This window comes from Ureibacillus endophyticus (genome assembly GCF_024159215.1).
Classification (GTDB): domain Bacteria; phylum Bacillota; class Bacilli; order Bacillales_A; family Planococcaceae; genus Ureibacillus; species Ureibacillus endophyticus.
In genome coordinates this window covers 3,676,372-3,692,152 of the sequence record NZ_JAMYWW010000001.1, presented here as the reverse complement: position 1 = coordinate 3,692,152, position 15,781 = coordinate 3,676,372, and the positions used below count along the sequence as shown (strand labels likewise).

Genomic DNA, 15,781 nt, shown 5'->3' with positions numbered 1-15,781 from the left:
GCTTTTTTCTCCTTTTCATGTATAATTTCAGTTTCAAATTAATAAAATGCATCTATAAAGAATAACAGAATTATATTAAAACACATAATCACATACTGTGGATAACTATTATCCATAAGGTGTGTTTATTCTTATCCACAAGTTATTAACATCTGTGGATAAAATATTTCCCAACAAAGATTTCCACAAAGGAAAACACAACTATCGTAACAAAAAAATATTGTCATTTCAATAGTTGGTAAAACTTATCCACACAACTATTTTTTAATCACAAATAAGTTGTCCACAGGGCTGGGATTTGTGTAAAAGTTGTCAGTAAACCTTGTGGATAAAAAAATATTGAAAAATTTTATCCACATTCGATTTTTTCGTAGCGAGAAAATCTTGTGGATAATTTTTTTATTTAAAAAGGCCCTTTAATTTTGATATACAAAGATAGAATGAAATGAGGGACAGCCGATATTAGAAAATGGCGAAAGAGGGTTTGGTTTGTTAGAATAAATTATTAATTGACAAGCTATTTCTTTTAACTATATAATGTATTGGTCTGTATGTAGGATAAAAATTAACTTTCATTTGGAGGTGTCATATATAATGAAACGCACATATCAACCAAAAAAACGTAAGCATAGTAAAGTACACGGATTCCGCGCACGTATGAGCACAAAGAACGGACGTAAAGTATTAGCTGCTCGCCGTCGTAAAGGAAGAAAAGTATTATCAGCATAAGTCCACTGAGCTTCTTCAGTGGTCTTTTTTTTCGGCATTTTAAGATACTAGAAGATTGATTGGATGTGTAGGTAGAAGTATGAAAAAACGGCAAAGAGTTAAGAAAAATGAAGATTTTCAGAAGGTGTTTAAAAAGGGAAAATCCTTTGCAAATCGTCAATTTGTTGTTTACTGCTTACCAAAAGAGGGACAAAACGAGTTTCGTATCGGCTTATCTGTGGGGAAGAAGATCGGTAAAGCCGTTACAAGAGTCCAAATTAAAAGGTATATAAGACAAGTATTTTTAGAATTGAAAGAAGAAGTTAGACAAGATATGGATTATGTTATTATCGCTAGACAACCAGCGGCCACATTAGATTTTCATGAAACAAAGAAAAGTTTAGAGCATGTATTAAAGATTGCAAAGGTATTAAAGAAGAAGTAGTTAGTAATAGCTGTTCACTTTTTGGATTGAAAATTCGGAAAAAATAGTACTTCTAAAAGAACAATTAGTAGAGTGAAAGCGTTACCCGTGTTAAAATAACTTCAATGAATTTTTTGAATTGAATAGTACTCTAGGAGGAAGAAGGTTGAAAAAAAGACTTTGGATTGTTTTGTCTCTAGTATCAGTAGCGTTGCTGCTATCTGGATGTACAGAATTTAACGAGCCAATTTCTTCTGAAAGCAAAGGTTTTTGGAATGAATTCATTGTCTGGCCGTTAGTTTCATTTATTAAATATTTTGCCGAGCTACTAGGCTCATATGCATTGGGTATTATTGCTGTTACAATTATTATCCGTCTCGTAATATTACCTCTAACAATTAAACAAGTAAAAAGTTCGAAAAAAATGCAAGAGATTCAACCTAAGATGAAGGAATTACAACAGAAATATGCTTCAAAAGATGCTGTTACTCAACAAAAGTATCAACAAGAGATGATGGCACTGATGCAATCTTCTGGTGTAAATCCGATGGCTGGATGTTTACCAATATTCATTCAAATGCCAATCTTAATTGGTTTCTACCATGCAATTAGCCGTATGAATGCAACACCGGCTTTTGACTTAGGAACGTTTTTAGTTTTCCCATTAGCAGATCCAAGTGTTGTACTAGCTGTACTGGCTGGTTTAATACAGTTTGTTGTGTTAATGACAGGTCCTGCAGTAGATAACCCACAAATGAAGGTTATGATGTACATCATGCCATTAATGATTATTGGATTTGGTATTGCCTTACCAGCTGCATTATCATTATATTGGGTTGTCGGAAATATCATCTCAGTTATTCAAAACCTTGTGATTTATAAACCTTGGAATAAAAAGAAAACAGAACCTATGACAACTGGAGGAGCGAAAAAGTGAAACAGATTACGCAAACAGGCGCTAGCACAGAAGAAGCGATCTCATTAGCGTTACAAAAACTTGGGACAACCCGTGCTCAAGTTGAAGTTGAAGTTTTACAAGAGGCGAAAAAAGGATTTTTAGGTTTTGGTACACGTCCTGCAGAGGTGCGTGTAACGGTTAAAGAGGTACAAATTGAACAACCAGCTACTACTAAATTAGAAGAAGTAGTTCAAGTTGAAGCTGAACAACTAGAGAAAATTGAAGCTCCATTAAATCAACCAGAAGCAAATGAAAATGTTGATGAAGTAGAAGAGTTACTAACTGAAGAAGAAGTAAAAGTTGACCCGATGAGTGTTGCAAAGGACTATGTAAATAGTATTGCAAAGGAAATGGGGATTGAAGATTTAAAAATTCATTCAAAAACTGAAGGTAAAAATTTATTCTTAAAGTTAGAGAGTGAAAAGGCAGCACTTTTAATAGGAAAACGAGGTTCAACGTTAAATGCAATCCAGCAATTAACCCAACTTGTTGTAAATAAAAGTGCAAAATCATTTTTATTAGTTAAGCTAGATGTAGAAGATTATCGTGAACGACGTCAGGCATCTTTAGAACAATTAGCTGAACGAATGGCAGATCGAGCAGTTCGTACTGGGAAGAAAGTTTCATTAGAACCAATGCCGTCATATGAGCGTAAAGTGATTCATAATGCGCTTGCAAATCGTATTGATATTGAAACATACTCTGAAGGTGTTGAACCTAATCGTCATCTAGTAATTGAGCCATTAAAATAAACAACATACAGATTATAGAATGCGGTCTATTTCAATAGACCGTATTTTTTATGCTCAATTTCCAAAAAAGTCCCCTGTGAATAACCACACCTTTTCTCCTAAAATACATTATCCACATGTGGAAAAATGCTTTACTTTCGTATTTACTCAAAATATGTTACCCTAAGTTGTTAGTAAACAATGTTCGTTGTAGTTATTCACATGTGGATAAGTTCGGAATTAACATAAATTTTATTTTGAGTGAAGTTCGTGAAAATAGGAGGTTTCATTCATGGAGTACGATACAATTACTGCGATATCTACACCAATGGGCGAAGGTGCAATTGCCATTGTTCGTTTGAGTGGGGATGAAGCAATTCAAATAGCAGAAAATATATTTCAATCGCCCAGTGGGAAAAAACTGAGTGAGGAGAAATCCCATACGATACATTATGGACATTTGATCGATCCAAAAACAGAGGAAGTTATTGAGGAAGTGATGCTTTCACTAATGCGCGGCCCAAAAACCTTTACTCGTGAGGATGTAGTAGAAATTAATTGTCATGGTGGGATTGTTTCAGTAAATCGTGTGTTACAACTTGTTTTACGCAATGGAGCAAGGTTAGCAGAACCAGGTGAGTTTACAAAACGTGCCTTTTTAAATGGTCGAATTGATTTATCGCAAGCTGAGGCAGTAATGGATTTAATTCGTGCGAAAACTGACCGAGCGATGAATGTAGCACTTGGGCAAATGGAAGGAAAACTTTCACGATTAATTGCACAATTAAGACAAGCGTTGATTGAAACACTTGCTCATGTCGAAGTGAATATTGATTACCCTGAATATGATGATGTTGAAGAAATGACGATTCCTGTTTTATTAGAAAAATGTTCTTGGGTGCGGGATGAAATTGATAAACTTCTTCAAACTTCATCTCAAGGGAAAATTTTACGAGAAGGGCTTTCAACAGTTATTTTAGGTAGACCAAACGTTGGTAAGTCTTCATTGTTAAATAGTTTAGTCCACGAGAATAAAGCAATTGTTACAGATATAGCAGGGACAACTCGTGATATTATAGAAGAGTATGTCAATGTTCGTGGCGTACCGTTACGTTTAGTCGATACAGCAGGTATTCGTGAAACGGAAGATATCGTTGAACGTATAGGGGTAGAAAGATCTCGTCAAGTATTAAAAGAAGCTGATTTAATTTTGCTTGTATTAAATTCAGCGGAAGAATTATCTGAAGAAGACGAGCGTTTATTTGAAACGATTCAAAATATGGATTTTATCGTTGTAGTGAATAAAACGGACTTGCCTCGAAAAATCAATTTAGATAGAGTAGAACAACTAGCAAATGGACGTCCAGTTGTGACAACTTCTCTTTTACAAGAACAAGGAGTTATTGAATTAGAAGAAGCCATTGCGAAAACATTCTTCGAAGGACAAGTAGAAGCAAATGACTTAACGTATGTTTCAAATGCTCGACACATAGCACTTCTACATCAAGCAAAGGATACAATTGAAGATGCAATCAATGCAGCTAATGCTGGTGTACCAGTAGATATGATCCAAATCGATGTGACAAAAACGTGGGAGCTTTTAGGAGAAATCGTAGGCGATACAGTACAAGAAAGTTTAATTAACCAGTTGTTCTCACAATTCTGTTTAGGTAAGTAAGTTCTAAAAATGATAAGACTTAATTAATTTTAAGTGTAAAAGAATTAACTTTTGCCTTATTATTAGTTAAGTCAAATATAAATGTACAATAATATTTTTTAAATAGAGAGGAAGATTCGGCATGACAACAACATATGAAGCAGGCTCGTACGATGTTATCGTCATCGGCGCAGGTCATGCTGGCGTAGAAGCAGCATATGCTGCAGCAAAAATGGGTGCTAAAACACTCATGCTTACAATTAGTTTAGATATGATTGCCTTTATGCCATGTAACCCATCTATCGGTGGACCGGCAAAAGGAATTGTCGTACGTGAAATTGATGCATTAGGTGGAGTAATGGGGAGAGTTATTGATAAAACTCATATCCAAATGCGTATGCTAAACACGGGTAAAGGTCCAGCAGTGCGTGCTTTACGTGCCCAAGCTGATAAAGTGCTTTACCAACGTGAAATGAAACGTTTATTAGAGGAAGAAGAAAATTTAACAATTAACCAAGCAATGGTTGATGAGTTAATTATAGAAGACGGTACAGTTACTGGAGTTGTAACGCAAACAGGTGGAATTTATCGAGCTAAATCGGTAATCGTTACAACTGGTACGTACTTGCGCGGCGAAATTATTATTGGAGATGTGAAATATTCAAGTGGTCCAAATAACCAACGTCCTTCCATTAAATTAGCCGACAACTTACGTGAATTAGGTTTTGACATTATTCGTTTTAAAACAGGTACACCACCTCGTGTTAATAGTAAAACGATAGATTATAGTAAAACAGAAATTCAACCTGGTGATGATGAACCACGTGCATTTAGTTTTGAAACAACTGAATTTATTATGGATCAAATTCCTTGTTGGTTAACTTATACTAGTGCCGAAACGCATGATATTATTAACAATAATTTAGACAAAGCACCGATGTTTACAGGATTAATTACGGCAGAAGGTCCTCGTTACTGTCCATCAATTGAAACAAAAATTGTACGATTTAACGATAAACCACGTCATCAATTATTCCTAGAACCAGAAGGAAGAGATACACAAGAAGTTTATGTTCAAGGTTTATCGACAAGTTTACCTGAAAACATTCAACGTGAGATGTTAAAATCCATTCCAGGTTTAGAAAATGCTGAAATGATGCGTGCTGGTTATGCAATTGAATATGATTCAGTAGTACCAACTCAACTTTGGCCAACTCTTGAAACAAAACTTATTAAAAACCTATATACTGCTGGTCAAATTAATGGAACAAGTGGTTATGAAGAAGCAGCTGGTCAAGGGTTAATGGCTGGAATTAATGCCGCTGCAAAAGTTTTAGGAAAAGAAGAACTAATTCTAAAACGTTCAGAAGCTTATATTGGAGTATTAATTGATGACCTAGTGACGAAAGGAACTAACGAGCCATATCGTTTACTAACTTCAAGAGCTGAGTATCGCTTACTTCTTCGCCATGACAATGCAGACTTACGATTAACTGAAATTGGTTATAAAATTGGTTTAATATCTGAAGAACGTTACAAAAAATTTACTACGAAAAAAGAACAAATCGAGAATGAAATTGCTCGTCTTCGTGAAGTGATTATTAAACCAAATGAAACGACCCAATCAGTAATCCGTTCTGTTGGTGGTACAGAATTGAAAGATGGTATCCGTGCTGCAGATTTATTAAAACGTCCGGAAATGAACTATGAATTAGTTGCATCATTAACACCATCAGAAATTGAATTAAGCAATGAAGTAAAAGAACAAGTTGAAATTCAATTAAAATATGAAGGTTATATTCAAAAAGCATTAACACAAGTTGAAAAGCTTCACAAAATGGAAAATAAAAAAATACCAGAAGACATCGATTATGATGATGTTCCAAGTATTGCGACGGAAGCTCGAGAAAAGCTAAAAGAAGTTCGTCCATTATCCATTGCCCAGGCTTCTCGTATTTCTGGTGTAAATCCTGCCGATATTTCAATTCTTCTTGTATATATCGAACAAGGGAAAATTGCACGCATAGGGAATGAATAAAGATTAAATCGAGCGTCTTTTTTGGGCGCTCGTTCATTTTTATGAAAAAATTATTAAAGGGAGATCTCAATGAACGAACAACAATTTATTGCTGCGTTAAAAGAAAAAGGAATCGAACTAACTGATAACCAGATTACACAGTTTAAAAAGTATTTTGAGCTTTTAGTTGAGTGGAATGAAAAAATGAATTTAACTGCAATCACTGATTTAGAAGGTGTTTATTTAAAGCATTTCTATGATTCCATTAGTGCAAGCTTTTACTTTGATTTTACAAAGGTAGAATCAATATGTGATGTTGGTGCAGGTGCAGGTTTTCCTAGTCTCCCAATAAAAATATGCTTCCCACATTTACATGTGACAATTGTTGATTCATTAAATAAACGTATTACTTTTTTAAATCATTTAAGTGAGGAGCTTCAATTAGAAAATGTACAATTTGTGCATGCGCGTGCTGAGGAATTTGGTCAAAATGTAAAATATCGTGAGCAATTTGAAGTTGTTACTGCCCGCGCAGTAGCACGATTATCCGTTTTATCAGAGTTATGTATTCCATTAGCCAAACAAGGCGGATATTTTGTTGCATTAAAAGCTGCTGCTGGACCAGAAGAATTAAAAGATGCGAAAAAAGCAATTACAACTTTAGGTGCTAAATTAAAAGAAGAGTTTTCTTACTTATTACCGGTTGAAGAAAGTGAACGAACTCTTTATGTATTTGATAAAATAAAACAAACACCCAAAAAATACCCACGCAAACCAGGTGTACCGAATAAAACACCAATTCAATAAAGATATAATAGCCTGCTTTTTCTAGTAGGCTTAAAATAAATCTATTAACTTAGTGCTAGGGAATTTTAAATATACTCATATCTTTGTTTCATGTGGAACAAAAAATTTTTTAAAAATTTATCGAAATGTCTCTTATTTTAGATATAAATTTCAATTGTGAAGCATACATAAATTATATTTATGTTTATCTTTTAATAGATTATAAATCTATCGGACTCTGTACATTTTATAGTTTATAATAAATAATATTTATAGAGATGTTAGAGCAAGATAGTTTCTAAAAGGTGGTGCCTATTGAATGAAAAGTCCTTTTTCACGTTTTTTCGGAGGCGGAGATAAAGCTGTTTCTGTAAAAAGTGAAGTAGAAGAAGTAGAGTTGGTAGAAAAGAAAAAAGCAGCTGAAGAAGTAGTGAAAATTCCAATCGATGAAATTATTCCAAATCGGTTCCAACCTCGTACAGTTTTTGATGAAGAAAAAATTGAGGAATTATCAAGAACGATTCATACACATGGTGTCATTCAACCAATCGTTGTAAGAAAGTTTGATGATCGCTATGAAATCATAGCTGGAGAACGTCGTTACCGAGCAATGAAGAAACTAAATTGGACAGAAGTGCCTGCAATTGTTCGAAATTTAAGTGATAAAGAAACTGCTTCTATTGCTTTGATTGAGAATCTTCAACGGGAAGAGTTAACTGCAATCGAAGAAGCATTAGCTTATCAACAATTGTTAGAACTCCATTCACTTACTCAAGAAGCGCTTGCTCAACGATTAGGAAAAGGTCAATCTACTGTTGCAAATAAACTTCGATTATTAAAGCTTCCTCAATTTGTGCAAGAAGCAATATTAAAGAGAGAAATTTCCGAAAGACATGCGCGGGCTCTCATATCTATTAAAGATCCAGATGTTCAAAGAAATTTAGTAGAATTAATTAAAGAAAATGAGTGGAATGTCCGCCAGTTAGAGGAATATATTATCCAACTAACAAAACCGAAAGAAACGAAGGAAAAACCAAAACGTAAGGCAATTAGTAAAGATATTCGTATTGCATTAAATACAATTAAACAATCTCTTTCGATGGTTACAAAAAGTGGGATTAATGTAAAAACAGAAGAAGAAGATACTGAAGAGTATTATCAAATAACAGTAAAAATTCCAAAGAAAAAAGCATAATGTATTTTTATGGTTCCTTATCTGTAATTAGGAACCTTTTTTTCTATAAAAATCAAGGAATTCTGTTTAGAATAGAATACAACTTGAATGTAATTTTGATAGAATATAAGAAGTAAAAATCTTTTTTTATATGACCATATTGATTTGAAAGCAGGTGCAAGAGTTGGGAAGAATTATTGCAATTACAAACCAAAAGGGTGGTGTAGGAAAGACTACAACATCTGTAAATTTGAGCGCTTGTCTTGCTTATCTAGGGAAAAAAGTTCTGTTAATTGACATTGATCCACAAGGAAATGCTACGAGTGGTGTTGGTGTAAATAAAGGCGAAATACAAAGCTGCATTTATGATGTATTAATTGATGATGAAGAGGTAAAAAGTGTTATACAACCATCTAAAATAGAAAATTTATTTGTTGTCCCTGCAACAATATCATTAGCTGGAGCAGAAATTGAACTAGTTTCTACAATTTCAAGGGAAGTACGTTTAAAACATGCTCTACAGGATATAAAAGAATTATATGATTATATAATTATTGATTGCCCACCTTCATTAGGATTATTAACAATTAATGCACTCACAGCTTCGGATGCTGTAATTATTCCAGTACAATGTGAATATTACGCGTTGGAAGGTTTGAGTCAGCTTCTTTCTACTGTTCGTCTTGTCCAAAAACATTTAAACCAACAGTTATATATTGATGGTGTATTATTAACGATGCTTGATGCTCGAACAAATTTAGGAATACAAGTTATCGAAGAAGTAAAAAAATATTTCCAAGATAAAGTATATAAAACGATTATTCCAAGAAATGTTCGATTAAGTGAAGCACCTAGTCATGGTGAGCCAATCATTATTTATGATTCAAGATCTCGTGGTGCAGAGGTATACCTAGAGTTAGCAAGGGAAGTGATTAAGCATGGCTAGAGGGTTAGGTAAAGGGATTGGTGCATTATTTCCGACTGAGACTCTAGAAACATTAGAAACAGTTCAAAATGAAGATGCAATTGAAAAAATATCACTACAAAAATTAGTAGTAAATCCATTCCAACCAAGAAAAACATTCGATGATGAGAAGATTGACGAATTAGCACAATCTATTAAAGAGCATGGAATTATTCAACCAATCGTTGTTCGTAAAAAGGGGAAAAAGTTTGAAATAGTCGTAGGTGAAAGACGTTTCAGAGCTGCTAAATTAGCTAATCTAGAAGAAATTCCGGCAATCATTCGTGAGATGACGGAAGAACAAATGATGGAAGTAGCTATTCTAGAAAACTTACAACGAGAAGATTTAACACCAATTGAAGAAGCCGAAGCCTATCAAAGCTTAATCGAAAAATTAAACTTTACCCAAGAGGAATTAGCAAAAAGATTAGGAAAAAGTAGACCTTATATTACGAATCATATGAGATTATTACAATTACCCGATGAAGTAAGGGAACTCGTAAATAATGGAAAACTTACAATGGGCCATGGTCGAACGTTACTAGGGTTAAAAAATAAACGAAGAATTCCAGAAGTAGCGGAAAAAGTAGTGAAACATGAATTAAACGTTCGTCAGCTAGAGGCATTAATTAAACAGTTAAACGAAGATGTTTCACGTGAAACTGAGAAACCAGTTAAAAAAGATATATTTGTTCAAGCAACTGAAACTCAATTGCGAGAATACTTTGGAACGAATGTACAAATCAAAAAGTCCAAAAATAAAGGTAAAATAGAGATTGAATTTTATTCAGAAGATGATCTTGAACGTATTTTGGAAATCCTTCAAGTTGAACAAGAATAAAAAGTATGAGCGCCAAATTTTAGGCGCTCTATTTTTTGGATTTAAAAAATGTTAAGCTATAGTGGTTAGCTCATCGGAAACTTCAGCTTCTTCTAGATGTGTAAACATAGCTGTAAGAATCGTCTTTTGTAGCTAAATAAGTAATTTTTGTTTTTTGGAAAGAAGGTTCAACATGGTTTTGCTAGGCACACTAATAAATGCACTATTAATTATCGTTGGATCGATATTAGGGCGTTTTTTTAAAAACATCCCAGAAACTATGAAAAATACTGTCTTATCAATTATAGGTCTAGCAGTTGCATTATTAGGAATTCAAATGGGATTCCAATCTACGAATTTTGTTATTATTATAATTAGTTTAGTAGTGGGAGCAGTTATTGGAGAGTTATTAGATTTAGACAAACTATTAAATCGTTTTGGAAAATGGATTGAACTGAAACTTGGGAAAAATAAGACAGAAAGTAGTATAGCTGAGGGGTTTGTGAATGCTACCCTATTATTTGTAATAGGGTCGATGGCAATTCTAGGTGCTTTAGATAGTGGGTTAAGAAACGATCATTCAGTTTTAATAACAAAAGGAATAATTGATGGTTTTACATCAATTATTTTATCATCAACGTTAGGAATAGGTGTTTTATTATCTTCTGTCCCAGTTTTTTTATATCAGGGGATTATTGCAATTTCCTCAGGATTTATAAGTGCATACATACCAGAAGCGGCATTAGATTTATTTATAAAGGAAATGACCGCTACTGGAGGAGTAATGATCATGGCAATTGGATTAAATATTGCAGGCCTAACTAAAATTCGTGTAGCCAATTTGTTGCCGGGTATTGTTGTAGTTGGTTTCATTGTTGCCATCATGTTTCTTTTTCAATAAATGACGTTGCCATGCTAATAATAATGCACGGGCAATTTTATTACTCATAGAATACGTTACATTTAAACGAGTATTTTGTAAAACAAGCATTTCCATAAAACCTCCAACATTGACAATTCCTTTTACTGAAATGTCACCGATTGGGGGTAGTTCTTTTTTTACTGCTTTACCAGGGAATAAAGGACCCTCATGAACAATAATTTCACCAACATTTTTTTCATTTCCTAAACAGGCGTCAATTGCAACAACAAATGGTGTAGTAGGTTTTTGTTGAATTTCTTCAATTGTGGATGCTAAATTGATTGCGTGTAATGGATTTTCAAGAGTACCAATGACTTCAAACGGAAACGAGTGAAAACTAGATAAAAAGCTGCCTGTCAATGGACCGAGCGCATCACCAGTTGAGCGGTCAGTTCCAATACAGCAAAAGATAATATTTTCATGGTCAAATGGGATATATTCTAAAAAAATATCACTAAGACGCCATAATGCACCAGTTTGTTCATGATGAACAAATGACCTTATTGAGCTATTAATAATCTTTTGCACGTAAACAATCCTCCCTTACTTATTATTATGATAAATTTTTGATTTTTATGGTAAAAATTAAGCTATATTGTTTTTTAGTATATTCAATTTTTTAGGAAGTTATACAAGGAGTGGAAAAATGGCAGTAGAAGTTATAGAAACTGAGACACAAGAACTAGTAGGGATGACAGAAAGATTCTGGAATTACTTAAAAAGCGAAGAATTATGGAACTTCGTTATTAGTGCTTCCATAAAAATTCTTATAATTTTATTAGTGTCCTACATCGTTACCTTTATTGGAAAAAGAATTATTACACGAATTTTCACTTTAAAGGTAAAAACGCTTAATCAAAATGAACGGCGTCAAAAAACTATTGTGAAATTGTTACATAGTACCTTGTCTTACTTAGTGTATTTTTCTGCTATCATTGCAATTTTATCTTCTGTAAATATCAATATTGGTGGTTTATTAGCAGGAGCGGGGATTGCAGGCTTAGCAATTGGTTTTGGTGCACAAAGTTTAGTAAAAGACATTATTACAGGCTTTTTCATTATTTTAGAGGATCAGTTTGGTGTAGGAGATTATATTCGATTAAATCAAGCAGAAGGAACTGTAATTGAAATTGGTCTAAGAACTACGAAAATCGTCGGAACAACTGGAGAACAATATATTATTCCAAACGGTCAAATTACAGATGTTATAAATTATTCAGTTAATAATTCAAAGGCCATTATCGATATGCAAGTTGCAATTGACGCGGATATTGAAAAAGTAGAAAGAATCGTAAAAGAATATCTGAAAACATTACCGCCAAAACATGAGGAACTAGTTGATGTACCTACCTTCTTAGGAGTACAAAATGTTGCGGGTACAGAGGTAACGATTCGAATTGTCGCCGAAACACAACCATTACAACATTATGGTATTGCGCGTGTGATTCGTCGTGACGTAAAAGAAATTTTAGAGAAAAACGGAATTCCAATGGCATATCCAAAAATGATGCTATATGATCGAAGTAGTATGATTTCAGAGGGAGATGAAGGATAATGCAGGCAAAATCATTTGATTTGAATGATGTTGTGGAAATGAAAAAACAACATCCTTGTGGAACGAATGCGTGGAAAATTATTCGTTTAGGTGCTGATATCCGCATAAAATGTCAAGGTTGTGGTCATAGCGTGATGATTCCTCGTCGTGAGTTTGAGAAAAAAATGAAAAAAGTTTTAGTACGAGCAAATGAAGAGTGAATAATTTGCCAAATAGACTTTTTCTATGGTTATCCATATAATTAACAATGGTGAAAAAAACGAGAAATAAAAGAATTGATTGAAAATAGAAAGGTCGTGTCCAACCAATGGCATTAACAGCAGGTATCGTAGGTTTACCAAACGTTGGGAAATCAACATTATTTAACGCAATTACAAAAGCAGGTGCTTTAGCAGCAAACTATCCATTCGCTACAATCGATCCGAACGTTGGAGTGGTAGAAGTTCCAGATGCACGTTTAGATAAATTAACAGAACTTGTAGAACCGAAGAAAACAGTACCAACTGCTTTTGAATTTACTGATATTGCAGGAATTGTAAAAGGAGCTTCAAAAGGTGAAGGGTTAGGGAATAAATTCTTATCTCATATCCGTGAAGTAGATGCAATTTGTCAAGTGGTACGTTGTTTCGAAGACGAAAACATCACGCACGTTTCAGGTTCTGTAAATCCTATTGACGATATTGAAGTTATTAACTTAGAACTTATTTTAGCTGATATGGAATCAGTAGAAAAACGTTTGCAACGGGTTAGTAAAATGGCAAAACAAAAAGATAAAGAAGCGTTAGTTGAAGAACCGGTACTTGTAAAAATTAAAAATGCTTTAGAAAAAGAAAAACCAGCTCGTTCTGTTGATTTATCAGAAGATGAGTTAAAAGTAATTAAAGGTCTACATTTACTAACAATTAAACCAATGCTTTATGTAGCGAATGTTTCAGAAGAAGAAGTTGCAGATGCTGGAAATAATAAATATGTAAAACAAGTACGTGAATATGCAGATGCTGAAGGTGCACAAGTAATTACAGTTTGTGCAAAAGTAGAAGAAGAAATCTCTGAATTAGATGACGATGAAAAAGCAATGTTCTTAGAAGAACTTGGTATTGAAGAATCAGGTTTAGATCAATTAATTCGTGCTTCTTATGATTTATTAGGTTTAGCAACATACTTCACAGCTGGTGTTCAAGAAGTACGTGCTTGGACATTCCGTAAAGGGATGAAAGCTCCTCAATGTGCTGGTATTATTCACTCAGACTTTGAGCGTGGATTTATTCGTGCAGAAACAGTTTCTTTCAATGACCTTGTAGAGGCAGGTTCTATGGCTGCAGCTAAAGAAGCTGGGAAAGTTCGCTTAGAAGGTAAAGAATACGTAGTTCAAGACGGAGATGTTATGTTATTCCGTTTCAATGTTTAATATATATTTCTAAACGCAAAAAAGTCGATTTTGCCAAGGCAAATCGACTTTTTTATTTTATCTATTTCTTTTCATTTAAATAAACATAAACATTAAATTCAGACGGTACATCCTTTACTAAAACCTCATCAGGGAATTTTCTAAGTTTAAACATCCCAATAAAATTTGCTAAACCTCCTGCAATAAAAGAAGCACTCGCTAATAATAAGGCATAATTCCCTAGTGAAAAAGCAATGGCTAACGGGATTACTCCTGTAACCATAAAAGAAGTGAAAAATACCGATTGATATTGTCCATTTTTTATTTTTTCAGATGTAGTCGAGTAGATTAACCCTTTCTCAAGGTGAATGGATAATGATAGTGATTCAGGCTTTACTTTGCAACGGTATCTGTACCCAAGTAAATTTAGTATTTCATTGATTACAACTAACAGTAGTGATACAAAAATGAAAATAACAATTCCAAATAAAAAACGAAGAATACTAAAATCAAAATTAGGGTGTAAATAATAATTAATTCCGACAAAAATAATACTTAATAATATAGTTAAAATAACCGTTTGTTTCATAATTTTTTGTTCATTTATTGAAACGATATGTACGTTTTCTGACATATTTCCACCTCTTATGTTATTCATATACGTAAAGTTTCGGTAGATTAGGGTCATCTTTTACTAGAGCATCCCTAGAATATTTGCGCAGTTCTTTATACATGTAAAAGTCCCCCACTGCCCCAGCAATTAACACAGCTCCTAACGTAACAATCAAGAATGAATCGAAAAGAAACCCTGCTAAAGTAGGGATAACTCCAGTAGTCCAAAATGGTAGCATTAACGCCTTTTTCATCGCAGCATTTTTTAAAGGTTTTGTTGTAGTCGCATAAGCAACACCTAGTTTCAAATTTACACCGTATTTTAATTGTTTAAATTTGACCTTTCCAAAAATCATAAAACCTATAAGATGGAATATTTCGTGTAAAATAATTAGTAAGATATAGCCGACTATAAAGATAAAAATATCCCAAAATGAAAATGAAGCACTAAAACGCTGATGGATTAAACTATTCACAATGATAAAAAGTATCGTTAAGATGAGAGTAAGCCACAAATTTACTTTAGCAATTTTGATCATATTCAACTCAATGACAATCGGATCGTTAGTATTAGACATCTCTCCACTCCTTCTAAATCATTATAACGACTTTCCTTCCCTTTTTGAACGTAACATTCATTGTTGCATTTATTTAATTGTCATGGTACAATTCTACGATGTGAGTATATATTACTTACTCCTTGCTCTTGTAAAGTAGCAAGAGCCAAAGTCCATAAGGAGGTGCAAAATAATGAAAAAGTATGAATTAATGTACATCGTTCGTCCAAACATCGAAGACGAAGCTAAAAAAGCTTTAGTTGAACGTTTCAATGAAGTATTAACTTCAAACGGTGCTGAAATCGTAGAAGCGAAAGAATGGGGCAAACGCCGTCTAGCATACGAAATCAACGACTTCCGCGAAGGTTTCTACCAAATCGTGAAAGCAAACGCTGGTACAGAAGCAATCAACGAATTCACTCGTCTTGCTAACATCAGCGAAGACATTATCCGTCATATCGTTGTTCGTGAAGAAGCATAATAAAATTTACCAATAAACGCTGTAAAGG

18 protein-coding genes are annotated in these 15,781 nt (G+C 33.8%); 15 read left to right on the top strand and 3 right to left on the bottom strand.

Annotation, left to right across the window (positions count from 1 at the left end; translation table 11 throughout):
• The first annotated feature begins 594 nt into the window (after nt 1-594).
• The 11 genes from rpmH (at nt 595) to NKR20_RS18280 (ending at nt 11,140) form a co-directional block, all read left to right on the top strand.
• Entirely contained in the window at nt 595-729 is a 135-nt protein-coding gene (gene rpmH / locus NKR20_RS18330; protein WP_004233310.1) for a 50S ribosomal protein L34, read from the top strand.
• Between the two features lie 79 nt (nt 730-808).
• Nucleotides 809-1,153 carry a ribonuclease P protein component gene (gene rnpA / locus NKR20_RS18325; protein WP_121214606.1) on the top strand — a complete coding sequence of 115 codons (345 nt, stop codon included), beginning with the start codon at nt 809-811 and terminating at the stop codon, nt 1,151-1,153.
• A gap of 145 nt (nt 1,154-1,298) precedes the next feature.
• Nucleotides 1,299-2,069 carry a membrane protein insertase YidC gene (gene yidC, locus NKR20_RS18320; protein ID WP_121214605.1) on the top strand — a complete coding sequence of 257 codons (771 nt, stop codon included), beginning with the start codon at nt 1,299-1,301 and terminating at the stop codon, nt 2,067-2,069.
• Complete coding sequence (gene jag, locus NKR20_RS18315; RefSeq protein WP_253427992.1) at nt 2,066-2,842, top strand: RNA-binding cell elongation regulator Jag/EloR; 777 nt, start codon at nt 2,066-2,068, stop codon at nt 2,840-2,842. Before yidC ends, jag begins: the two co-directional genes overlap by 4 nt.
• A 271-nt stretch (nt 2,843-3,113) precedes the next feature.
• A complete protein-coding gene (mnmE, locus tag NKR20_RS18310; RefSeq protein WP_253427990.1) occupies nt 3,114-4,499 on the top strand; it encodes a tRNA uridine-5-carboxymethylaminomethyl(34) synthesis GTPase MnmE in 1,386 nt (461 codons plus the stop codon).
• A 121-nt stretch (nt 4,500-4,620) separates the two neighbouring features.
• Nucleotides 4,621-6,516 carry a tRNA uridine-5-carboxymethylaminomethyl(34) synthesis enzyme MnmG gene (gene mnmG / locus NKR20_RS18305; protein ID WP_121214602.1) on the top strand — a complete coding sequence of 632 codons (1,896 nt, stop codon included), beginning with the start codon at nt 4,621-4,623 and terminating at the stop codon, nt 6,514-6,516.
• A gap of 69 nt (nt 6,517-6,585) precedes the next feature.
• A complete protein-coding gene (gene rsmG, locus NKR20_RS18300) occupies nt 6,586-7,302 on the top strand; it encodes a 16S rRNA (guanine(527)-N(7))-methyltransferase RsmG (protein ID WP_121214601.1) in 717 nt (238 codons plus the stop codon).
• Nucleotides 7,303-7,600: 298 nt separating this feature from the next.
• On the top strand, nt 7,601-8,476 hold the full coding sequence (gene noc / locus NKR20_RS18295) for a nucleoid occlusion protein (RefSeq protein WP_121214600.1): 876 nt from the start codon (nt 7,601-7,603) through the stop codon (nt 8,474-8,476).
• 163 nt (nt 8,477-8,639) lie between these two features.
• Nucleotides 8,640-9,401 (top strand): ParA family protein, encoded by a 762-nt coding sequence (locus tag NKR20_RS18290; RefSeq protein WP_121214599.1) that lies wholly within the window; start codon nt 8,640-8,642, stop codon nt 9,399-9,401.
• The gene (locus tag NKR20_RS18285; RefSeq protein ID WP_121214598.1) at nt 9,394-10,260 is read left to right on the top strand and encodes a ParB/RepB/Spo0J family partition protein; all 867 of its coding nucleotides are present in this window, start codon (nt 9,394-9,396) and stop codon (nt 10,258-10,260) included. Before NKR20_RS18290 ends, NKR20_RS18285 begins: the two co-directional genes overlap by 8 nt.
• Before the next feature lie 172 nt (nt 10,261-10,432).
• Nucleotides 10,433-11,140 carry a DUF554 domain-containing protein gene (locus tag NKR20_RS18280; RefSeq protein ID WP_121214597.1) on the top strand — a complete coding sequence of 236 codons (708 nt, stop codon included), beginning with the start codon at nt 10,433-10,435 and terminating at the stop codon, nt 11,138-11,140.
• Here NKR20_RS18280 and yyaC read toward each other — a convergent pair.
• Nucleotides 11,057-11,689 carry a spore protease YyaC gene (gene yyaC, locus NKR20_RS18275; protein WP_211330894.1) on the bottom strand — a complete coding sequence of 211 codons (633 nt, stop codon included), beginning with the start codon at nt 11,687-11,689 and terminating at the stop codon, nt 11,057-11,059. The genes NKR20_RS18280 and yyaC overlap by 84 nt on opposite strands.
• Nucleotides 11,690-11,807: 118 nt before the next feature.
• Here yyaC and NKR20_RS18270 point away from each other — a divergent pair, with 118 nt between their 5' ends.
• From NKR20_RS18270 to ychF, 3 genes are all read left to right on the top strand, one after another.
• Nucleotides 11,808-12,716: a mechanosensitive ion channel family protein gene (locus NKR20_RS18270; RefSeq protein ID WP_121214596.1), complete on the top strand. Its 909-nt coding sequence runs from the start codon at nt 11,808-11,810 to the stop codon at nt 12,714-12,716.
• Nucleotides 12,716-12,916, top strand: coding sequence for a DUF951 domain-containing protein (locus tag NKR20_RS18265; RefSeq protein WP_121214595.1), 201 nt, complete (start codon nt 12,716-12,718; stop codon nt 12,914-12,916). The genes NKR20_RS18270 and NKR20_RS18265 overlap by 1 nt, the downstream gene beginning before the upstream one ends.
• A gap of 107 nt (nt 12,917-13,023) precedes the next feature.
• Nucleotides 13,024-14,124, top strand: coding sequence for a redox-regulated ATPase YchF (gene ychF, locus NKR20_RS18260; RefSeq protein WP_121214594.1), 1,101 nt, complete (start codon nt 13,024-13,026; stop codon nt 14,122-14,124).
• Between the two features lie 61 nt (nt 14,125-14,185).
• Here ychF and NKR20_RS18255 read toward each other — a convergent pair whose 3' ends face one another.
• Both NKR20_RS18255 and NKR20_RS18250 read right to left on the bottom strand, forming a co-directional pair.
• Entirely contained in the window at nt 14,186-14,737 is a 552-nt protein-coding gene (locus NKR20_RS18255; protein ID WP_170148426.1) for a metalloprotease family protein, read from the bottom strand.
• Between the two features lie 16 nt (nt 14,738-14,753).
• Entirely contained in the window at nt 14,754-15,293 is a 540-nt protein-coding gene (locus tag NKR20_RS18250; RefSeq protein ID WP_121214592.1) for a DUF3267 domain-containing protein, read from the bottom strand.
• Nucleotides 15,294-15,465: 172 nt separating this feature from the next.
• Between NKR20_RS18250 and rpsF the strand changes: the two genes are divergently transcribed.
• The gene (gene rpsF, locus NKR20_RS18245) at nt 15,466-15,753 is read left to right on the top strand and encodes a 30S ribosomal protein S6 (RefSeq protein ID WP_121214591.1); all 288 of its coding nucleotides are present in this window, start codon (nt 15,466-15,468) and stop codon (nt 15,751-15,753) included.
• Nucleotides 15,754-15,781 lie beyond the last annotated feature (28 nt).

What these genes read in the sequence shown, in the direction of transcription:
- rpmH (WP_004233310.1), top strand. Translation starts at nt 595, where the DNA reads ATGAAACGCACATATCAACCAAAAAAACGTAAGCATAGTAAAGTACAC.
- rnpA (WP_121214606.1), top strand. Translation starts at nt 809, where the DNA reads ATGAAAAAACGGCAAAGAGTTAAGAAAAATGAAGATTTTCAGAAGGTG.
- mnmE (WP_253427990.1), top strand. Translation starts at nt 3,114, where the DNA reads ATGGAGTACGATACAATTACTGCGATATCTACACCAATGGGCGAAGGT.
- mnmG (WP_121214602.1), top strand. Translation starts at nt 4,621, where the DNA reads ATGACAACAACATATGAAGCAGGCTCGTACGATGTTATCGTCATCGGC.
- rsmG (WP_121214601.1), top strand. Translation starts at nt 6,586, where the DNA reads ATGAACGAACAACAATTTATTGCTGCGTTAAAAGAAAAAGGAATCGAA.
- noc (WP_121214600.1), top strand. Translation starts at nt 7,601, where the DNA reads ATGAAAAGTCCTTTTTCACGTTTTTTCGGAGGCGGAGATAAAGCTGTT.
- NKR20_RS18285 (WP_121214598.1), top strand. Translation starts at nt 9,394, where the DNA reads ATGGCTAGAGGGTTAGGTAAAGGGATTGGTGCATTATTTCCGACTGAG.
- NKR20_RS18280 (WP_121214597.1), top strand. Translation starts at nt 10,433, where the DNA reads ATGGTTTTGCTAGGCACACTAATAAATGCACTATTAATTATCGTTGGA.
- NKR20_RS18270 (WP_121214596.1), top strand. Translation starts at nt 11,808, where the DNA reads ATGGCAGTAGAAGTTATAGAAACTGAGACACAAGAACTAGTAGGGATG.
- NKR20_RS18265 (WP_121214595.1), top strand. Translation starts at nt 12,716, where the DNA reads ATGCAGGCAAAATCATTTGATTTGAATGATGTTGTGGAAATGAAAAAA.
- ychF (WP_121214594.1), top strand. Translation starts at nt 13,024, where the DNA reads ATGGCATTAACAGCAGGTATCGTAGGTTTACCAAACGTTGGGAAATCA.
- NKR20_RS18255 (WP_170148426.1), bottom strand. Translation starts at nt 14,737, where the DNA reads ATGTCAGAAAACGTACATATCGTTTCAATAAATGAACAAAAAATTATG.
- NKR20_RS18250 (WP_121214592.1), bottom strand. Translation starts at nt 15,293, where the DNA reads ATGTCTAATACTAACGATCCGATTGTCATTGAGTTGAATATGATCAAA.
- rpsF (WP_121214591.1), top strand. Translation starts at nt 15,466, where the DNA reads ATGAAAAAGTATGAATTAATGTACATCGTTCGTCCAAACATCGAAGAC.